At 69.2% G+C, this 17777-nt stretch carries 21 protein-coding genes; 12 read left to right on the top strand and 9 right to left on the bottom strand.

The window, feature by feature from the left end:
- Positions 1-155: 155 nt before the first annotated feature.
- The 3 genes from FGL94_RS07015 to FGL94_RS07005 form a co-directional block, all read right to left on the bottom strand.
- On the bottom strand, positions 156-1532 hold the full coding sequence (locus tag FGL94_RS07015) for an MFS transporter (protein WP_144923740.1): 1377 nt from the start codon (positions 1530-1532) through the stop codon (positions 156-158).
- Between the two features lie 27 nt (positions 1533-1559).
- Positions 1560-2333: a TetR/AcrR family transcriptional regulator gene (locus FGL94_RS07010; protein ID WP_144922631.1), complete on the bottom strand. Its 774-nt coding sequence runs from the start codon at positions 2331-2333 to the stop codon at positions 1560-1562.
- Between the two features lie 135 nt (positions 2334-2468).
- The gene (locus tag FGL94_RS07005; protein ID WP_004046659.1) at positions 2469-2663 is read right to left on the bottom strand and encodes a cold-shock protein; all 195 of its coding nucleotides are present in this window, start codon (positions 2661-2663) and stop codon (positions 2469-2471) included.
- A 154-nt stretch (positions 2664-2817) separates the two neighbouring features.
- Here FGL94_RS07005 and sdhC point away from each other — a divergent pair, with 154 nt between their 5' ends.
- From sdhC to FGL94_RS06975, 6 genes are all read left to right on the top strand, one after another.
- Positions 2818-3246 carry a succinate dehydrogenase, cytochrome b556 subunit gene (sdhC, locus tag FGL94_RS07000; RefSeq protein ID WP_144922628.1) on the top strand — a complete coding sequence of 143 codons (429 nt, stop codon included), beginning with the start codon at positions 2818-2820 and terminating at the stop codon, positions 3244-3246.
- A gap of 1 nt (position 3247) precedes the next feature.
- Positions 3248-3622, top strand: a complete 375-nt coding sequence (locus FGL94_RS06995) for a succinate dehydrogenase (RefSeq protein WP_144922625.1) — start codon at positions 3248-3250, stop codon at positions 3620-3622.
- 3 nt (positions 3623-3625) lie between these two features.
- On the top strand, positions 3626-4516 hold the full coding sequence (locus tag FGL94_RS06990) for a succinate dehydrogenase/fumarate reductase iron-sulfur subunit (RefSeq protein ID WP_144922622.1): 891 nt from the start codon (positions 3626-3628) through the stop codon (positions 4514-4516).
- Between the two features lie 52 nt (positions 4517-4568).
- On the top strand, positions 4569-6398 hold the full coding sequence (locus FGL94_RS06985; protein WP_144922619.1) for an FAD-binding protein: 1830 nt from the start codon (positions 4569-4571) through the stop codon (positions 6396-6398).
- 221 nt (positions 6399-6619) lie between these two features.
- The gene (locus FGL94_RS06980; protein ID WP_050032533.1) at positions 6620-6847 is read left to right on the top strand and encodes a TrmB family transcriptional regulator; all 228 of its coding nucleotides are present in this window, start codon (positions 6620-6622) and stop codon (positions 6845-6847) included.
- A gap of 78 nt (positions 6848-6925) precedes the next feature.
- Entirely contained in the window at positions 6926-7561 is a 636-nt protein-coding gene (locus tag FGL94_RS06975) for a uracil-DNA glycosylase (RefSeq protein ID WP_144922614.1), read from the top strand.
- Positions 7562-7587: 26 nt separating this feature from the next.
- Here the strand turns inward: FGL94_RS06975 and FGL94_RS06970 are convergent, their stop codons facing one another.
- Positions 7588-8787, bottom strand: coding sequence for an NAD-binding protein (locus FGL94_RS06970; RefSeq protein ID WP_144922611.1), 1200 nt, complete (start codon positions 8785-8787; stop codon positions 7588-7590).
- 132 nt (positions 8788-8919) lie between these two features.
- Here FGL94_RS06970 and FGL94_RS06965 point away from each other — a divergent pair, with 132 nt between their 5' ends.
- The 6 genes from FGL94_RS06965 to FGL94_RS06940 all read left to right on the top strand — a co-directional run bounded on the left by FGL94_RS06965 (position 8920) and on the right by FGL94_RS06940 (position 14052).
- On the top strand, positions 8920-10188 hold the full coding sequence (locus FGL94_RS06965) for a potassium channel family protein (protein WP_144922607.1): 1269 nt from the start codon (positions 8920-8922) through the stop codon (positions 10186-10188).
- The gene (locus tag FGL94_RS06960; RefSeq protein WP_144922604.1) at positions 10185-11588 is read left to right on the top strand and encodes a cation:proton antiporter regulatory subunit; all 1404 of its coding nucleotides are present in this window, start codon (positions 10185-10187) and stop codon (positions 11586-11588) included. The genes FGL94_RS06965 and FGL94_RS06960 overlap by 4 nt, the downstream gene beginning before the upstream one ends.
- A 23-nt stretch (positions 11589-11611) precedes the next feature.
- Positions 11612-11896, top strand: coding sequence for a ubiquitin-like small modifier protein 1 (locus FGL94_RS06955; RefSeq protein ID WP_144922601.1), 285 nt, complete (start codon positions 11612-11614; stop codon positions 11894-11896).
- A 73-nt stretch (positions 11897-11969) separates the two neighbouring features.
- Positions 11970-13079 (top strand): deoxyhypusine synthase, encoded by a 1110-nt coding sequence (locus FGL94_RS06950; RefSeq protein ID WP_144922598.1) that lies wholly within the window; start codon positions 11970-11972, stop codon positions 13077-13079.
- Positions 13080-13639: 560 nt separating this feature from the next.
- Positions 13640-13840, top strand: coding sequence for a hypothetical protein (locus tag FGL94_RS06945; protein WP_144922595.1), 201 nt, complete (start codon positions 13640-13642; stop codon positions 13838-13840).
- Entirely contained in the window at positions 13837-14052 is a 216-nt protein-coding gene (locus FGL94_RS06940) for a hypothetical protein (RefSeq protein WP_144922592.1), read from the top strand. Before FGL94_RS06945 ends, FGL94_RS06940 begins: the two co-directional genes overlap by 4 nt.
- Before the next feature lie 87 nt (positions 14053-14139).
- Here FGL94_RS06940 and FGL94_RS06935 read toward each other — a convergent pair whose 3' ends face one another.
- The 5 genes from FGL94_RS06935 to FGL94_RS06915 form a co-directional block, all read right to left on the bottom strand.
- On the bottom strand, positions 14140-15183 hold the full coding sequence (locus FGL94_RS06935; protein WP_144922589.1) for an LLM class flavin-dependent oxidoreductase: 1044 nt from the start codon (positions 15181-15183) through the stop codon (positions 14140-14142).
- Between the two features lie 142 nt (positions 15184-15325).
- A complete protein-coding gene (locus FGL94_RS06930) occupies positions 15326-15502 on the bottom strand; it encodes a 50S ribosomal protein L37e (RefSeq protein ID WP_049983101.1) in 177 nt (58 codons plus the stop codon).
- On the bottom strand, positions 15499-15741 hold the full coding sequence (locus FGL94_RS06925) for an LSM domain-containing protein (RefSeq protein ID WP_144922586.1): 243 nt from the start codon (positions 15739-15741) through the stop codon (positions 15499-15501). The genes FGL94_RS06930 and FGL94_RS06925 overlap by 4 nt, the downstream gene beginning before the upstream one ends.
- A gap of 63 nt (positions 15742-15804) precedes the next feature.
- Positions 15805-17094 (bottom strand): hypothetical protein, encoded by a 1290-nt coding sequence (locus FGL94_RS06920; protein WP_144922583.1) that lies wholly within the window; start codon positions 17092-17094, stop codon positions 15805-15807.
- Positions 17091-17747 (bottom strand): hypothetical protein, encoded by a 657-nt coding sequence (locus FGL94_RS06915; RefSeq protein WP_144922580.1) that lies wholly within the window; start codon positions 17745-17747, stop codon positions 17091-17093. Before FGL94_RS06915 ends, FGL94_RS06920 begins: the two co-directional genes overlap by 4 nt.
- Positions 17748-17777: the final 30 nt, after the last annotated feature.

Genomic DNA, 17777 nt, shown 5'->3' with positions numbered 1-17777 from the left:
CTCCAACCTCGGCGGACGGGGCGGCGCAGGCGGAGCCGCGCCGCCCCGCCGCCTCCCTCGCGGGCTCCTCGCGCCCTTCGGTCGATCGGCGGCGCGCCGGCGGCCGTGTCGGCGTATTAAGACGCAGCGGCGGATGGTCGATGAATGGCCGTCGGCTACGGGTCCGGAGCAGTCGGCCCGTCTCCCGACCCCGTCTCGCCCGCGGTGCGCCCGGGGAGGAACGTCCCGGTCTCGCGGCGGACGCCGACGAGCAGCACGGCGCCTGCGGCGAGCGGGAGCACCGCGCAGGCGGCGTAGATGGGCGCGAAGCCGACCGACTCGATCAGCGGCAGCGACACCATGGGACCGAGGCCGCCGCCCACGTCGCCGAGGACGTTGTTCGTCCCCGAAGCCCGGCCCATTCGCTCGTCGGGAGTCAGGTCAGCGAGCAGAGCCATCATCGGGCCGCTCGTCCCGCCCTGCCCGGCGCCGATGAAGACGCAGGCGAGCGCGAGCGAGACGACCGACCCGGCCCGAGCGAGCAGCAGGAAGCCGACGAACGAGACCACGAGGAAGGTCAACAGTATCGGCGTCCGGGAGTCGCGGGTGTCCGAGATCCGCCCGCCGACGAGCATGAAGAAGGAGGCGGAGAGGACCGTGCCGGCCATGAACAGCCCGGAGGTCCCCTGCGGGGCGAGCCCCAACAGGGAGATGTCGTTCGCGCCGAGGAACAGCACGAGCGTGGAGAACAGCGCGCCGATGTACGCGAACATGAGCCCGAAGTTCACCAGCCCGACCGTCACTGCGGGGACGGCGGTGTCGACGTCCCACGGCCTGATCGAGTCTCCCGACCGGTCGCCCGTGACGTGCGTCTCCGGGACGTAGCGGTAGGCGACGACGCTTGCGGTCAGCGCGAACGCCGCGGCGACGGCGAAGGCCGCTACGTTGCCCGCGAGCGCGGAGACGACCCCGCCGAGCACGAGTCCGGCCGGGAACCCCATCGTGATCCCGCCCCGGACGACGCCCATGTTCGTCCCCCGCGAACCGCTGTCGGAGAGGTCCGCGGCGATGGTGTATGCGGTCGCGAACACCGCGGCGGAGCCGAGCCCCCAGAGGACCCGCGCGAGCAGGAACCACGTCTCGGGCGCGACGGCGACCGCGATCGCGGCGAACCACCCCTCCGGGCCGACGGTCATCGGGCCGGCCGCGAGCGTCGGCAGCGACGCCGCGAGCGGTCGGAGCGACTCGACGGACGGCATCGCGAGCGCGACGACGTAGCCGAGCGTGGCGACGCCCTCGACGAACAGTCCGGCGACGAACGGGGTTCGCGTCCCGTATCGGTCGACGAGGGCGCCGGCCGGCGCGTTCGCGACGAGCCGCACCCACCGGTTCGCGGAGAGGATCACGCCGACCATGAACGCCGAGATACCGAGGACCGCGCCGAGGTTCGGGAGGATCGGGAAGACGACGCCGCCGCCGAAGCCGACGAAGAAGGTGCTGGCGATCACCGCGAGCAGCACGGTCGGCGGCCGGTCGATCCCGAAGGCCCCCACGTCAGTCACCCCGGCTCGAACCGTCGGTCATTCGGTTCCGTCCTCGTCGACGGGCGTCATCGCCGCGATCCCCGCTTCGAGCGACGGTAGCTCCGCGCCCTCCGCGAGGAGCGGCTCGACGATCCGCCGGAACGTTGCCTCCGCGACCGCCCGCGTGTACGTCGGCTCGGGCCGATCGCCGGTATCGCCGATCCCGGACGTGTCGTCGCTCGGCTCGCGGCCGGGAGCGTCCGCGTCCGAACCGTCCCCGTCCGACTCGTCACCGTCGCCGGCGTTGGCACCGCGGCTCAGCGTGATCTGTCGCGTCCGCGCGCCGTCAAGGGTCGCGACCAGTAGCGCCGCCGTCTCCTCGACGTCGACGTCGCGGAAGACGCCCTCCTCGATGCCCGAGTCGAGAATGTCGACGACAGTGCTGCGGAGCAGCCGGTCGCTCCGGGCGAGCTGTTCGCGGATCGGCTCGTTGAACGGCCCCTGCGTGCGGAGTTCGAGGAGCGCGATGTGGAACGCCTCGCGATCGACCGCCCCGGGCTCGAAGACGAACCATCCGATGAACCCCGCGAGCCGTTCCGCGGGCGGGTCGTCCGCGTGCGCCGCGATCCGCCGTTCCGAGTCGCTGATGACGTGATCGAGGAACGCGACGAGCAGGTCCTCCTTCGTGTCGTAGTGGTAGTGGAGCAGCGACTTGCTCTTCGAGCACTCGTCCGCGATGTCCTGCATCGTCACGTCGGCGTAGCCGTGGGCGCGGAGCGCGCGGTAGACCCCGTCCATGATCTCGTCGGCCGCACTCGGCTCGTCGCTCATTGACTGACCAGTCAGTCAACGGTCGGTAAATCCCTATCGGTCGGAGAACGATCCGCCGCTACGCCGGGTGAAGAAGTCACTCAGAGGCGTAGAACAGTCGAAAAGCCGATACAACCCTGAACGTCGTCGCCGGAGTTACAGGCGGGTGACGTTCGTCGCGCGCGGACCCTTGTCCGCTTCTTCGATGTCGAACTCGACTTCCTGACCCTCTTCGAGGTCCGGGCCGCCGACGTCCTCCATGTGGAAGAACACGTCCTCGTCCGCGTCGTCAGTCTCGATAAATCCGTAGCCGCCAGTGTCGTTGAAGAAGTCAACTTCGCCTTTCGCCATTGCGTTCGTAAGACCGGGAGGAACACATAAAAGGCTTCCGCGAGCGACTCCGCCGTGTCACGGTGGCTCATACCCGAACGGGATGGGAGATCCGTCGGGGTGGATCCCGCCGTGTTAGTAACTACTATACGACCCCGGTTCAGAACCGTTAGGTATGAGTCAGTCGTACAATCGAGGCCTCATCGAGGACTTCAGCCGCTGGCGGGAGTTCCAAGCGGGGATGTGGGCCTGGATCTTCCATAAGTTCACGGGGTGGGTGCTCATCGGCTATCTGTTCACACACATCGCCGTGTTGAGTACAGCGATCCCGGCAGCCGACGGCGCGACGATGATGTTCCAGGGGTCAGAGACGGACGTGTTCACGGGGACGATCGTCAGCCTCGAAGGGCTGCTTTTAGTGCGCATCCTGGAGGTCGGCCTGCTCGCGGTCGCCGTCTTCCACATGCTCAACGGCACTCGGCTCCTCCTCGTCGACCTCGGGGTCGGACTCGAGGCACAGGACAAGAGCTTCTACGCGTCACTGATCTTGACCGGGGCGATCACCGTCGCGTCGGTTCCGACCTTCATCGCGGGGGCGTTCTGAGATGGCTGAGCGCTACTCCTCGTTCAACTCCGGCGGTCGGATGTGGCTGCTCCAGCGCGTCACGGCGGCGTTCCTGATCGTCGTGTTAGCGTTCCACTTCTTCCTGCTCCACTTCGTCCACCACGCCGACGAGGTCACGCTCGCGGCGAGCTCGGCGCGGATGGAGCAGCTGAGCTACTACTCGCTGATGGTGCTGTTCCTCGTGACCGCGACGTTCCACGGGGTCAACGGCGTGTACAACGCCCTTATCAATCAGGGGCTCACCGGAACCAAACGCACGGTCGTCAAGTGGACGCTCGTGGCCGCGAGCGTCGTGCTGCTGTTCCAGGGGATTCGGACGGCGAACGCGTGGGCGGGCGGCTTCCCACTGCTCTGAACTATGAGTACGCAGACACCGACACAGACGGAGGAATCGAACGAAACCGACGCCGAGGCGGAGGTCCCCTCGAAGGGCGACGAGCGTCGAGAAGAGAAGCGACGGCGCGCCGCGGAGGAGCGCTCGCGCCGGCAGGCCGAAGAGGCCGAGAAGGCCGCCGCCGACGAGGAGACGGTCGAGCTGAAGGTGTTCCGGTACGACCCCGAAGTGGAGGGGAAACAGGAGCCCCGGTTCGACACGTTCCACGTGCCGTTCACGAAGGGGATGACCGTCCTCGACGCGCTGATGTACTCGCGGGACACGTACGACTCCTCGCTCACGTTCCGGCACTCCTGCCGGCAGGCCGTCTGCGGCTCGGACGCGATGTTCGTCAACGGCGGCCAGAAGCTGGCGTGTAAGACCCAGATCTCGGAGCTCGAACAGCCGATCCGGGTCGAGCCGCTCCCCCACGCCGAGGTGCGGAAGGACCTCGTCGTCGACTTGGAGCACTTCTACGACCAGATGGAGGCCGTCGAGCCGTACTTCCAGACGAACGAGTACCCCGACGGGGAACTCGAAGAGCAGCGCCAGACGCGGGAGAACCGCGAGAAGGTCAAGATGTCGACCCGGTGTATCTGGTGTAGCGCGTGTATGTCCTCGTGTAACATCGCAGCCGGCGACAACGAGTACCTCGGCCCCGCCGCGATCAACAAGGCGTACCGGTTCGCGATGGACGAGCGCGAGGGCGAGGACATCAAACAGAAGCGGCTGGAGATCATCGAACAGGAACACGGCGTCTGGCGGTGCCAGACCCAGTTCTCCTGTACCGAGGTGTGTCCGAAGGACATCCCCCTTACCGAGCACATCCAGGAGCTGAAACGCGAGGCCGTCAAGAACAACCTGAAGTTCTGGTGAGCACGGTAGACACGCTCAAGGGACTCCAAATTTAACGAGATACCATACAACAATGCACGAACACGACGTTATCGTTGTCGGCGCCGGAGGGGCGGGACTCCGAGCGGCGATCGCGGCACAGGAAGCGGGGGCCGACGTGGCCATCGTCTCGAAGCTCCATCCGGTCCGATCGCACACGGGCGCGGCCGAAGGGGGCATCAACGCGGCGCTGCGCGACGCCGACTCCTGGGAGGACCACGCCTACGACACGATGAAGGGGTCCGACTACCTCGGGGACGCCCCGGCGGTCGAGGCCCTCTGTCAGGAGAGCCCGGAGGAGGTCATCCAGCTCGAACACTGGGGCATGCCGTTCTCCCGCGAGGAGGACGGGCGCGTCTCACAGCGGCCGTTCGGCGGGCTCTCCTTCCCCCGGACGACGTACGCCGGCGCGGAGACCGGCCACCAGATGCTCCACACGATGTACGAGCAGGTGGTCAAACGCGGTATCACGGTGTACGACGAGTGGCACGTGATGGAGCTGGCCGTCACCGACGAGGACGATCCGGCCGACCGGACCTGCCACGGCGTCGTCGCCTACGACATTCAGAGCGGTGAGGTCAGCGGCTTCCGCGCCGAGGACGGCGTCATCCTCGCGACCGGCGGGATGGGGCAGGTGTTCGATCACACCACGAACGCGGTCGCGAACACCGGCGACGGCGTCGCGATGGCGTACCGCGCGGGCGTCCCGATGGAGGACATGGAGTTCATCCAGTTCCACCCGACGACGCTGCCGTCGACGGGCGTCCTCATCTCCGAGGGAGTCCGCGGCGAGGGCGGCATCCTCTACAACGAGGAGGGAGAGCGCTTCATGTTCGAACACGGCTACGCGAACAACGACGGCGAACTCGCCTCCCGCGACGTGGTCTCGCGCGCCGAGCTGACCGAGGTCAACGAGGGACGCGGTATCGAGGACGAGTACGTCCACCTCGACATGCGCCACCTCGGCGAGGAGCGCATCCTCGACCGGCTGGAGAACATCCTCCACCTCGCGGAGGACTTCGAGGGCGCCGACGGGCTCACGGAGCCGATGCCGGTCAAGCCCGGGCAACACTACGCGATGGGCGGCATCGAGACGAACGAGTTCGGCGAGACCGTCATCGGCGGCCTCTACGCCGCCGGCGAATGCGCCTGCGCCTCCGTCCACGGCGCGAACCGCCTCGGCGGAAACGCACTGCCCGAACTCGCCGTCTTCGGTAAGCGGGCCGGACGCCACGCGGCCGGCGAGGAGATGGGCGAGGCCGAGATCACGACCGGTAAGGAGGGCGACTGGGACCCCGCCGACTACGAGTTCGAAGTCGAGGTCGGCGAGGTGGGCGGACGGGGCTCCGCCGCGGCCGACGGCGGTGCGGTGGCGACGGACCCCGACGGCGTGCTTGAGGCCGAGGTCGAGCGCGCCGAGGCCCGCGTCGAAGAGCTGCTCTCGCGGGAGGGCCGCAACCACGCCGAAATCCGCTCGACGGTCCAGCAGACGATGACCGCGAACGTCAACGTGTTCCGCGAGGAGGGCCGGCTCGAGGAGACGCTCGGCGACCTCCGCGAGGCCCGCCAGGCGTACAAGGACGTGGCCGTCTCGGACCCGTCCCGGACGTTCAACACCGACCTCATCCACACGATGGAGACCCGGAACATCCTCGACATCGCCGAGGCGCTCACGATGGGTGCGCTCGCGCGCGAGGAGTTCCGCGGCGCCCACTGGCGGAAGGAGCACCAGGAGCGGAAAGACGAGAACTGGCTGAAACACACCCTCGTCTCGTGGAACGACGGCAAGCCGGAGCTATGGTACAAGCCGACGATCCTCGAAGGGGAGAACAAGACGTACGAGCCGAAGAGTCGATCGTACTGAACGGCGAATTAGACACGATCGATCCGGATCGTTCACGAATTCCTATCCGTCGTCGGTCGAAAGCCGGCGGGAGTCCGCCGGGTGAGAGGGCGACGACGTCACCGATGTGACGGGGCTTCGACGCGTTTCAGGCGTCTTCGCCCCGATCTCAGCCGTCAGCGTCATTTCGACGATCGTTGAATGGGGGGTTTATTATCGTCGAAGCGAATGGATCTGACAAGATGTTAGAGACACAGACCGCACGCACCGCGGCGCCGGCGTTGCCGCCGGAGCTGCAGTCTCCCCGCGCGAAGCTCGTGTACCTGTACCTGACGACGAACGGCGACGCGACCGTCTCGGAGATGGGCGACTCGCTGGGCATGAAGAAGCTCTCGCTGTACAGCATCCTGAAGACCCTCCGAAAGGAGGGTATGGTCGACTGCGACGGCGACACCTACGCGCTGAACTAACGGTCTGGCCGGGCTGTTCTTGACGACCGCCGATCCCGCCAGCGGAGCGTTTACCAGCCCGCGGAACGCAGTGAGGTCGTGGACGCGAATCAGAACAAGCTCCGGAACCCGTTCGGGATGGATACGGACTGCGAGAACTGTCCCGAGCTGTGCGGCGCCCGCGACCGCGTCGTCCACGGCTACGGCGACGTGGGTGGCGAGTTCCTTGTCGTCGGCGCACGTCCCAGCGCTCCCGCCGAGACCAACGGCGTCCCCTTCACCGGTACGGGCGAAGGCGAGCGGGTGCAGTCGATCTTCGCCGATCTCGGGTTCGTCCGGTCTGCGCCGGACGCGGCGGAGCCCGACGTACAGAATGTGTTTTTCACGAACTTAACGCGCTGCCGTCATCCCGACCGCGAGCCGACCGATCGAGAGATCGAGACGTGTGAGCCGTTCCTCAACGCCGAGATCCGGATGATAAACCCCCAGATCATCGTTCCCGTCGGCGAGCGAACCCTCCGCGAACTCGCGGTCGCGTACACTACCCGACGTCCGGATTCCTTCGACGTCGACGCCGAGCACGCGACGACGATCCGGGGGCGGGGCTTCGAGCTGGTGCCGATGAAGGAGCCGGCCGAGATGACCGACGCCGAGGCCGACGCGTTTCGAGAGCACATGCGAGAGAACGTGTTGAGTCGGGATTACCGGCAGACGAAAGGTCGGCGGAGTCGCTGAGGGGCGGTAACGACGGTAGGGCGCGGTCAGTCGGCCGCGTCGTCGAGATCTCCCACGTCGTCGATCGCGTCGCCGAGGAGGTCGGTCGTCGCGTCTTCGCTGTCCGCGCCGAACGCGCAGTCGATGAGAATGTGGCCGCCGAGCGTCGCGGGCGAGATGACCTGATCCGCGCCGGCACGGCGGAGCTTGTTGACGTTCTCGCGCTGGGTCACCGCCGCGACGATACGCACGTCGGGGTTGAGCTGTCTGGCGGTGAGGATCGCGAGCGCGTCGCGCGCGTCGTCGTTCGTCGCGACGACGACCGCGCGGGCGCCGAGGATGTTGACCCGTTCGAGCGGGTCGACGTCGCTCGGGTCCGCGGTGAATACCGGCACGTCGCGGTCGGCGAGCCGTCTCGCGGCGCTCTCGTCGGTGGTCACGACCGCGTACTCGGTCCCGTCTCGGGCGTCGAGTTCTTCGAGGATCGGTTCGGTCAGGTCCCCGTAGCCGAGCACGAGGACGTGGTCGTCGAGGAGGTCGATCTGTCTGTCAGTCATTTTTCCGAGCGCCTTGGAGAGCTGCGCTTCGATGGCGGGCGTGAGGAGGACCCCGAGTGCCACCGCGAACGCGGCGACGTTCATCACGAGCGAGGAGAGCACGAACAGCTGGGCGATGTCGGCGGCCGCACCGGTCTGCGGCGTCACGTCCCCGTAGCCGACCGTGGAGGCGGTGACGACGGTGAAGTAGAACGCGTCGACGATCGTCTCGATGCCCTCGAACTGGTCGCGGAGGGCGTACGACCCGACCGTCCCGTACGAGATGGCGGTCACGAGCGCCGCGCCCGCCGCGAGCTGCGTCGGCGACGGGGTGAAGTCCCTGTCGAAACGCCCGCGGTTGTACGCGAGCGCCGGCATCGACACGATCGACAGCGCCACCAGCGGGAACGACAGCACCGACGCCTGCATCAGTCCTTGGAGGGCGGTCAGCGGGAGCAGGATCGCCGTGGAGTACCAGCCGACCCGGTAGCCGTTCCGCAGCGCGAAGCCGCTCCCGAACATCGCGAACCCGGTGATCGTCCCGGTGAATCCGACGGTCTGGCGGACGACCGCGGGGACGTGCGGGGAGAGCGGCCCGTCGACCCCGAGCCCGCCGATCTGGGCGAGCCCGGCGAGGATCGACAGCACCGCGACCGCGAACGTCAGGAGAATGGACGCTCGGACGGTCACCCAATCACGGGTCAGCTCCATGGGAGGTGGTCGCCGACGGCGAACTTAAACCCCGCGAGCGAGGTCAACGGCGTCCCCGAGAGGTGTTAGCAGACGGTCGGAGACGCCCGCGGCGTCGACACACGTTTAACCGCGCCGCCGATTGAGGGGCGTATGTCACTGCCGGTCGAGATCGTCTTCGGGATCTACCTCGGCGTCATCACCGGGATCGTCCCCGCGCTGGTGGCCGGGGTCCTCGGGTTCGTGTTTAAGTACGTCACCGACGTGACGATCCCCGGGCTCGGGGTGGTCGTGTTGTCGCTCGCGATCGCCGGCGTCAACGGCGGACTGCTCGCGCTCAACGACGAGACGATCCGGTCGTCGGAGCGCGCGCCGGCGATCCTCACGGCGATCATCGTCGTGTTGATGCTCTCGATGTACGCCCACGCGCAGGGGGACCGGCTCGGCGCCAGCGTCCCGAAGCGGATCTCGCTCAAGCAGCTCCGCGACCGGACGCTCTCGACCGACGTGATCGAACTCGTCGGCGGCCGGGGCCGGGTCTCCGTCGAGGTGGCCGGCGAGGTGACCGACATGGAAGGGTACCCGCCGCTGCCGGCCGAGACCCGCCGGGCGATCCTCGACGGCGACTGGACGTTCCCGGCCGACCTCCCGCTCACGGAGCTGGAGGACCGATTCGCGGAGCGGTTACAGACCGAACTCGATCTGGCCGACGTGGCGGTCCGGATCGACGAGCAAGCGCGCGCGACGGTGGCGGCCGCGCCGCCGACCGGAGCGCTCTCGAAGCGGGTGCCGGCCGGGAAGCGCGCGGTATCGGTGTCGGCGCTCGTTCCGACGGGGATCGCCCGGGGAGACCTCGTACGCGTTATCACACCGGATCTCGCCGTCGAGGGAGCCGTACTCGCCGCCCGGTCGAGCGGAACGCCGGAAGCGGGGGCCGGCGCGGCGACCGCACCCGCCTCCGCCGCCGGCGACGGTCCGGAACCGGACGACGACCTCCGAACCGACGGCGGAGAGGCAACCGTCGCGTCTCCCCCGGCGGCGACCGCTCCCACGACGACCGGCGGCGAGGGACGGGTGACGGTCGCCGTCACCCGCTCCGAGGCGACGGAACTCCTGCGCGCCGACCGGGGGCGCGTACTGGTGCTGTCGCGGGGAACCCGCCGCGAGTACGAGCTTACGGCGCTGTTACGGCGTACCGGTAAGCGGTTCCGGAAGGTCTCGGTCGTCGCCGGCGGGCCGTTGGACGGGCACACCATCAGCGAGGCCGAGGTCCGCGAGGCGTACGATGTCACCGTCCTCGCGGCGCGTCACGAGTCGTGGACGATCGCGCCAGCCGGGGCGCAGCCGCTGTCGGCGGACGACGAGCTGTTCGTCGTCGGGAGCCGCGACGCGCTCGACCGATTCGAGGAGGTGGCCGCGTGACCGCCGCGCTCGTCGCGCTCGACGGCTCGGAGGCCGTCGCCGCGGGTGCGGACGCCACGGTCGCCGCTGCGGTCGTCGCTGCCGTCGACGTCGGGTTCGCTCGACCGCGACAGGCGGCGGTCACTCTCGTTACGTTCGCCGTCCTCGCCGTGCTTGTCGCGGGGAGCGCGTCGCTGGCCTACCGTTGGTACTTCCGCACGGAGATACCCGAAGGGGTGACCGGTCTGCTTGGCGTCGCCGTCGTCGCGCTGTACCTCAACACGACCTCGCTGGGGTCGGTCGCGGTCGGGGACAACCCGGCGCTTTTAGCGCCCGAGAGCGTGTTCTTCAACCTCGTCTCGCTCGGGGTCGCGGCGGTGATGGCACCCGTCGGCCGGTACGTGGGCGACCGGCTCGCGGTCGACGTGTTCGCGCTCTCCGGGGCCAAACAGCTCGAAGGCGAGCTGAGTGGCGTCGTGCGCGCGGTGGGTCGGTTCACGGCGGTGACGATCCCATCGGCTGACGATATCGGCGATATGGACACGTACGATCCCGTCTCGCCGGAGAAGAAGGCGGAACTCGCGGATACGACACTGCTCTTCCCGCGGAAGCTCTCCGAGGAGGACCTCCGAGATCGGCTCGTCTCCCGTCTCAAAGAGGAGTACGGCGTCGGCTACGTCGACATCGACATCGACGCCGACGGGACGGTCGAGTACTTCGCGGTCGGCTCTCGCGCCGCCGGACTCGGCCCGACGCTCGCGCCGGGGTCGGCGGCGGTCGCGGTCGCGGCCGACCCGCCGAACAACGCTACGGTCGGCGACACGGTCCAGCTGTGGCGGGACGATCCGGAGCCGAAGCGCGTCGCGACCGGGGAGTTACGCGGGGTGGCCGGCGACGCCGTCACGGTCGCGCTCGACGAGTCGGACGCCGAGCGCCTGACCGACGAGGGCGGATATCGGATAGTGACGCTCCCCGCAGAGCCGCAGGCGGAACGGGAGTTCGCCTCCCTGCTGCGGAACGCGGACGAGACGATGGCGTCCGTGACCGTCCAGGCGGGAAGCGACCTCGACGGGAGCACCGTCGGCGACGTCGACACCGTCGTCGCCGCGGTGCGGCCAATGGACGGGGCCGTCCAGCCGATCCCGACACGCGCGTACGCGTTCGGCGCCGGCGACCTCGTGTACCTCGTCGGCCGCCCGGACGCGATCCGTCGGTTCGAGACGGCCGCCGCGGCGGGAACCGGAGGGGAACCGACGGACGGAAGCGACGAGATCGGCATCTCAGACGACGTCGATGACGCCGTCGCCGACACCGATGACGCCGATGACGTCGACACCGACACCGATGACGCCGATGACGCCGCCGCCGACACCGACGACACCGATACTCCGGACGACGCCGATCGGGCGCAACGCTCTTGAGTCGCCCGCGCGGGGATCCGCGTATGGAGTGGAAGCTGTTCGCCGACCTCGCGGAGATCGCCGGCGGGCGTGAGATCGACGTGGCGGCGGAGCCGGGCGACACCGTCGGCGACGCGCTTGACGCGCTGTTGGAGGCCCACCCGGACCTCCGCGACCGGGTGATCGCCGACGGCGAGGTCGCCGACCACATCAACGTCCTTCGGAACGGCCAGAACGTCCGCCGCGACGGCGGGATGGACACGACGCTCGACGCGGGCGACGAGCTGGCGCTGTTCCCGCCCGTGAGCGGGGGCGCCGTCGGGCGGTAGGCGGGGTCGAGAGGATCGATCAACGGCCGAGAGGATCGGTCGTTTCAAACGGTCGCGAGTCGCATCTCTCGTCATGAGCGATTGCGACGACGACGGTGGGAGCGAGGACCGTGAATCCGCCGCCGACGGCGGCCACGACGAACCGGAAGACGCCGGCGGCGACCCGCCGCGCGAGGAGTTCCGCGAGGACCCGATCGGGCACACCCGCTCGACAGCCGACATGACCGTCGGGCAGCTGGTCGAGGGGTACGGCGACGCGGGGATCGGCGCGGCGTCGGTCAACGAGGCGGGCGACGTGCTCGCGGAGATGTTCGCGAACGACGACTGCACCGTGTTCCTCTCGCTGGCGGGCGCGATGGTGCCCGCGGGGATGCGTCGGATCGTCTCCGACCTCATCCGCGACGGCTACGTCGACGCCCTGGTGACGACGGGCGCGAACCTCACCCACGACTCCATCGAGGCCATCGGCGGGAAACACCACCACGGTCGGACCCACGACCCCGAGAAGACACCCCGCGAGCACGACGAGGGGCTCCGCGACGAGGGCGTCGACCGCATCTACAACGTCTACCTCCCGCAGGAGCACTTCGCCGCGTTCGAAGGCCACCTGCGCGAGGAGGTGTTCCCGGAGTTGGAGGCCGATCCGGACGGAGGGGACGACGCGAACGACGGCGTCGTCGGCATCGCCGACCTCACGCGCGAGCTCGGCCGCGCCAACGCCGCGGTCAACGAGCGCGACGACGTGCCCGAGGACCCCGGCGTCGCCGCCGCGGCCTACGAGTGCGACGTGCCCGTCTACTGCCCCGCAGTGCAGGACTCCGTGCTCGGGCTACAGGCGTGGATGTACACCCAGACCGCCGACTTCACGCTCGACGCCTTGGACGACATGACGGCGCTGACCGACCTCGCGTTCGACGCCGACGACGCCGGCTGCCTGCTCGTCGGCGGCGGCGTCCCGAAGAACTTCACGCTCCAGACGATGCTCGTCACGCCCCGCGCCTACGACTACGCGGTCCAGATCACGATGGACCCCGAGGCGACCGGCGGGCTCTCCGGCGCCAGCCTCGAGGAGGCCCGGTCGTGGGGGAAACTGGAGAAGGACGCGCGCAACGCCTCCGTCCACGGCGACGCGACCGTCATGCTGCCGATGCTGATCGCGGCCGCCCGGGAGCGCGTGGAATAGGGAGCCGGAACGGCTGACCGCTGAACGCTGCTTCCCGATCGATAGCGGGAGTACGTCTTTCAGTGTGGTGGTGTGTTCGTTTATAAGTAGGACTGCGGGTTTGCCGTCGGTTGTTTATAAGTGATCGACGGGTCTGCGGTGGACACCTCCAAAGCCCCAGCCGCCCGCAACCGCACAGCAGCCTCACGCCTCCCCAGCCTCGTCGGCTCGGCGCTGATCAGCGCCGAGCCGACTCCAGCGAGGGACCGAAGGTCCCTCTGGCAGCCGGCGCGTAGCGCCGGCGACCTCGCGCGTGCTGACTCGCGCCCACGGGGCGCTCGCAGGCACGCGCCAACCGCGGTCGTATTTTATAAGCGATCGTCGCCGCCGTTCACGACCGTTTAAATACCGCATCTCCCGTTGGGGGTTTCGAAAGCGCCGATTCTCCGGGTGTCGTTAGCTGCTCCCGCCGGATATCGGCGTCTATGGTCGACGGTCCGGGGGAGGAGTCGCTCGCGGCGGGTACGACGTGTAATTACATGTAATTAGATTTTTCAAGGCGGGGCGAGTCACCCGAGTCAATGAGCGACTACACCACTATCTCGCTGCGCAAGGAGTTCGTCTCGGACGTCGAGGAGTACATCGAGGACGAGCCGTTCGGCTCGGTCAAGGAGTTCGTGAAACACGTGGTCGTTCAGGAGATGGAGTCGGACGACGAGATCAGCGAGGCGGAGGCCCGCCGGATCGGCCAGAAGCTCCGGGACTTGGGGTACATGGAGTGACCCGAACCGCCGAGGACCGGGGCGTCGATCTGCCCGAGGGACTCTCGCGGGCGGACCTGATACTCGCCTGTATGCCGCTGCTGTTCGCCGCCGGCTACGCGCTCGGGGCGGCGGCGTTCGACGCGTGGCCGGCCGCCACCGCGGTCGCCGCGGTCGCCGGCTGCCTGCCGATGGTCGACGGGCTGTTCTGGAACCCGCCGCAGGTCGGGTGACGGGGACATCGACGACGGGAGAACGGTCGACCCCCTCCTGAGCGATCGACGCCCTCCAACCCGCTTTCCTCCAACCCGTTCTTTCGGTCAGACGCCCTCCGACTCGACGCCCTCCAGCCCGACCGCCTCCGCCAACTGCGCGTGGGACTCCAGCGCGTCCTCGTGGTCGGGCACCGTGTGCTGGATCATCATCTCGTCGGCGCCGACCCGGTCCGCGAGCTGTTCGAGCAGGCCTTCGATCGTCTCCGGACTCCCGGAGATCGCCCGCGGCCACTCGCCGGCGTCGAGCGTCGCTGGCGTCGGCTCGGGGGCGCCGCCGAGCTCCGCGATCGACTCCTCGACCGAGGGGGTCGCACCCACAACGCCGCGCTGCATCCGCTTGAAGGTCGCCTCCGCGGGCGCGCGACGCCGCGCCGCGGCCGCGTCCGTCTCGGCGGCGACCGCGTTGACCGCGATCATCCCGTACGGCTCCTCGAGGCCGTCCCCGATCTCCGCGGGCTCGAACTGCTCGCGGTAGGTCTCGAAGGCGCGCTCGGCGAGGTTCGGGCGGATGAACGCCGCGAAACAGAACCGGGCACCGAGCTTGCCCGCGATCGCCGCGCTCGACGGGCTAGAGCCGAGCACCCACGGGACCGGCGGCTCCGCACCGGAGCGCGGGACCGTCAGGTCGGCGTACGGATGGTCGTCGGGGAAGTCGTCGTATAAGTGGCTCACGACCGCGCGGATGCGCTCCTCGTGGTCCTCGTCGGGGTTCTCGACGCGCCGGTCCGTGCCGAGCGCGCGGTCCGAGGCCGGCGAGCCGTTCGCCCGCCCGAGGCCGGCGTCGATCCGTCCCGGCGCGAGCCCGTCGAGCGTGCCGAACGCCTCCGCGACCTTATACGGGCTGTAGTGGTTGAGTAGAACGGCGCCGGAGCCGATCCGGATCCGTTCGGTAGCGCCCGCGAGACGGCCGAGCAGCACCTCCGGAGTCGTCCCGGCGAGATGGGCACCCATCCCGTGGTGCTCGGCGACCCAGAACCGCGAGTAACCCAGCCGCTCGGCCTGCTCCGCGGCCGCGACCGTGTTCGCGTACGCGTCGGCGGCGGTCCCGCCCGCGGGGACCGGAGAGAGATCGACGATCGAGAGGTTCACACTCGCCGTCGTCGGTCCCGAGCGTTAACGGTTGGGCTCCCGGCGGTCGCGTCGGGGAATCGGAAGCGCTCACGGCCGATCGGAACCGGCGCAGCGACTGAGGGGGTGAGAAACGAAAGCGTCGAAAGAGAGAGCGCGGTCGTCAGTTGTCGCCGGACTTCGACTGCCAGGCGTAGTCGCGGCGGGAGGCGGAGTCGCCGAAGCCGCACGAGGAGCAGCGCTCCTTCTTGACGTGGTAGGATTTCTCGCCGCAGCGGCGGCACTTCACGTGAACCGTCTTGTTCTTCTTCCCCTGAGAGGGCGTTCCGGAGCCGGTCATGCTTTGATGGTGACGACGTTATCGCCGCGTATAATCGTTGTGTCTTCGATCGCGACCGCGAACTCGCCTTCGAGGTCGTCGTCGACGCGATCGCTCACGTCGGACTCGGGCTCGATGACGACGTTCATGTGTTGGTCGTAGCCGGCGAGGATGCCGTAGTAGGTCGTTCCGTCCTTCAGGTGAACCGTCACCGGCTCCTCGAGCGACGCTTCGAGCACGTCGAGGGGTCGTCCACTCATTGTCCGTATCGCCGCCCGTCGTACTAATAAAAATACCGGGACGACGCACGCGCGGAGCGGCGCTCATCGGAGTCGCTCGTCGACGAACGCCGCCGCCTCCGGGGCCGCCCGTGCAAGCAGGACGGCGTGGGTCAGGAGCGCCCGAACGCGCACGACGCTCCCGTATCCCTCGTCGACGAGGTCGATCGCGTACCGGACTCGTTCGAGGGCTGGACGCCCGATCGCCGCGGCCAGTCGCGTCGCTTCGGCCTCGCCGATATCGGCGACGGCGGCACGCGCGCGGTCCGCGGCCGTCCGCACTGACTCCGCCGTGACGGGCTCTCGATACCCGCCCTCGCGGATGGCCTCGCCCGCCGCCCGGTGCGCCTCGGTCGCCGCCAGCGCTCTCCCGGAAGCGACCACGGCAGTCGCGTACTCCCCGACGTCCATCGCCCGCTCGACGTCGTCGATCTGCGATTCGACGATCCACTCGGTCTCGCGGAACAGCTCCCGCGCGACGGTTCCTTGAACGTCGTCGCCGGACGGACCGTCGCCGAGCGCCTCGCGAACGACCCCCCGGGTCCGACGCGCGGACCCCTCGAGGTCTTCGGCCGCCGCGGCCACGGAGGCCCACTGAGCGGTCGCCTCCGGGCGTTCGGCGAGGTACGCCTCTCGCAGTCCCGCCGCGTCGTCGAGCGTCGCCCGCGCGGTCTCGACTCGTCCGACGGCCTCGCCGGCCCGAAACGGATCGGCCACCGGGTCCTCCGGGTACGGCGGCGTCGGGCGGACGCGTCGCTCGCAGTCGGCGAGCAGGGACTCGACCGGCCCGTACGCCAGCACCGCCTCTCGCGGCGACCGCGCGCGGTACGTCACGTCGGCCTCGAACGCCCGCAGGTCTGCGCGCACCGTCTGGCGACGTTCCGCCGCGGTCGCGGGATCGCCGCCGCCGGTCGCGGCCCGGTACGCGCCGCGGACGGTCGCGGCGCGCTCTCGACGCCGCCGCCACGCCGCCAGGGCGTCGACGGGCCACGGATCGTCGACCGCGCGGTCGACCCCCGCCGCCGCGCGCTCCCGGTCGCTCGCGAGGTCCGCGGCGACCGCCTCGTTCGGGATCGACGGTTCGGTCGGCACTTCCGCAAGTAGGTCGCGGACGCGCGCCTCGTGAGCGGCCGCGAGCGACCCGGGTATCGGAACCGGGAACGGCGACGCCGGCCACGCGACCGACCCGACGTCGTCCGTCGCCAGCGACACCGCGGGCTGTTCCGCGCGGGAGTCGTCTCCGAACGGGAGACTCGAACAGCCGGCGAGCGCGGCCGTTCCGACCGCGCCGAACCCCGCGAGGAACCGGCGGCGAGAGGTCCGACGCGGCGTCACGCGTCGTCGCCCCCGATCGGTGCCGTCACGGAGCCGTTGAACGCCTCCGGGCGCCCGGACGGCGTCCGACAGGAGCCGGACATGCCGCGCCCGGCGCCGGTCGACCGGTCGGCCGCCACGGGAATTCGGATCGCGAAGCCGACTGTGTGGGTCTCGTCGAGGTCGCAGTCGACGCCCGCCGGGCGGTAGGTCTGACAGAAGTCGGCGTGGGTGTGGAGGTCGCCGTCCGCGAGCTCGTCGCGCTCGACGGACACCGACCGGAACCGGACCTCCCGACAGGCGTCGACGGGCGTCGCGAGCAGGTACACCGACGCCGCGTCGAAGTCGGTCGCGGCGCAGAACGACCGGAGCGTCTCCGCCGGGGTCGTCTCGGCGAAGGTGAGCTCCGAGAGGCTCGACTCCCCCGTCAGCACGCGTCGGCCGTGGCGACGCTGCGGCGCTCGTTCGTCGGACGGCGGCGACGGGAGGGTGTCGCTCTGCGTGAACAGGACGCTGCCGGTTTCGTCACGGGCTTTTTCGAGTTCGTAGTCGTCGATCGGTCGGTTCCTGCTCGGATAGCTGTTCGACGCGGAGTCGCGGCCGGAGCAGCCCGCCAGGGCGGCGATCCCTGACGCGGCCGCGAGGAGGGCTCGGCGGCGGGGGAGATCTGCCATCGGCGGCGGTTCGACCAGCGGACCGAAATG

It is taken from the genome of Halorubrum salsamenti (genome assembly GCF_007671685.1).
In the GTDB taxonomy this organism is placed as follows: domain Archaea; phylum Halobacteriota; class Halobacteria; order Halobacteriales; family Haloferacaceae; genus Halorubrum; species Halorubrum salsamenti.
The sequence above is the reverse complement of the archived record's forward strand: the minus strand, read 5'-3'. Positions and strand labels throughout refer to the sequence as shown.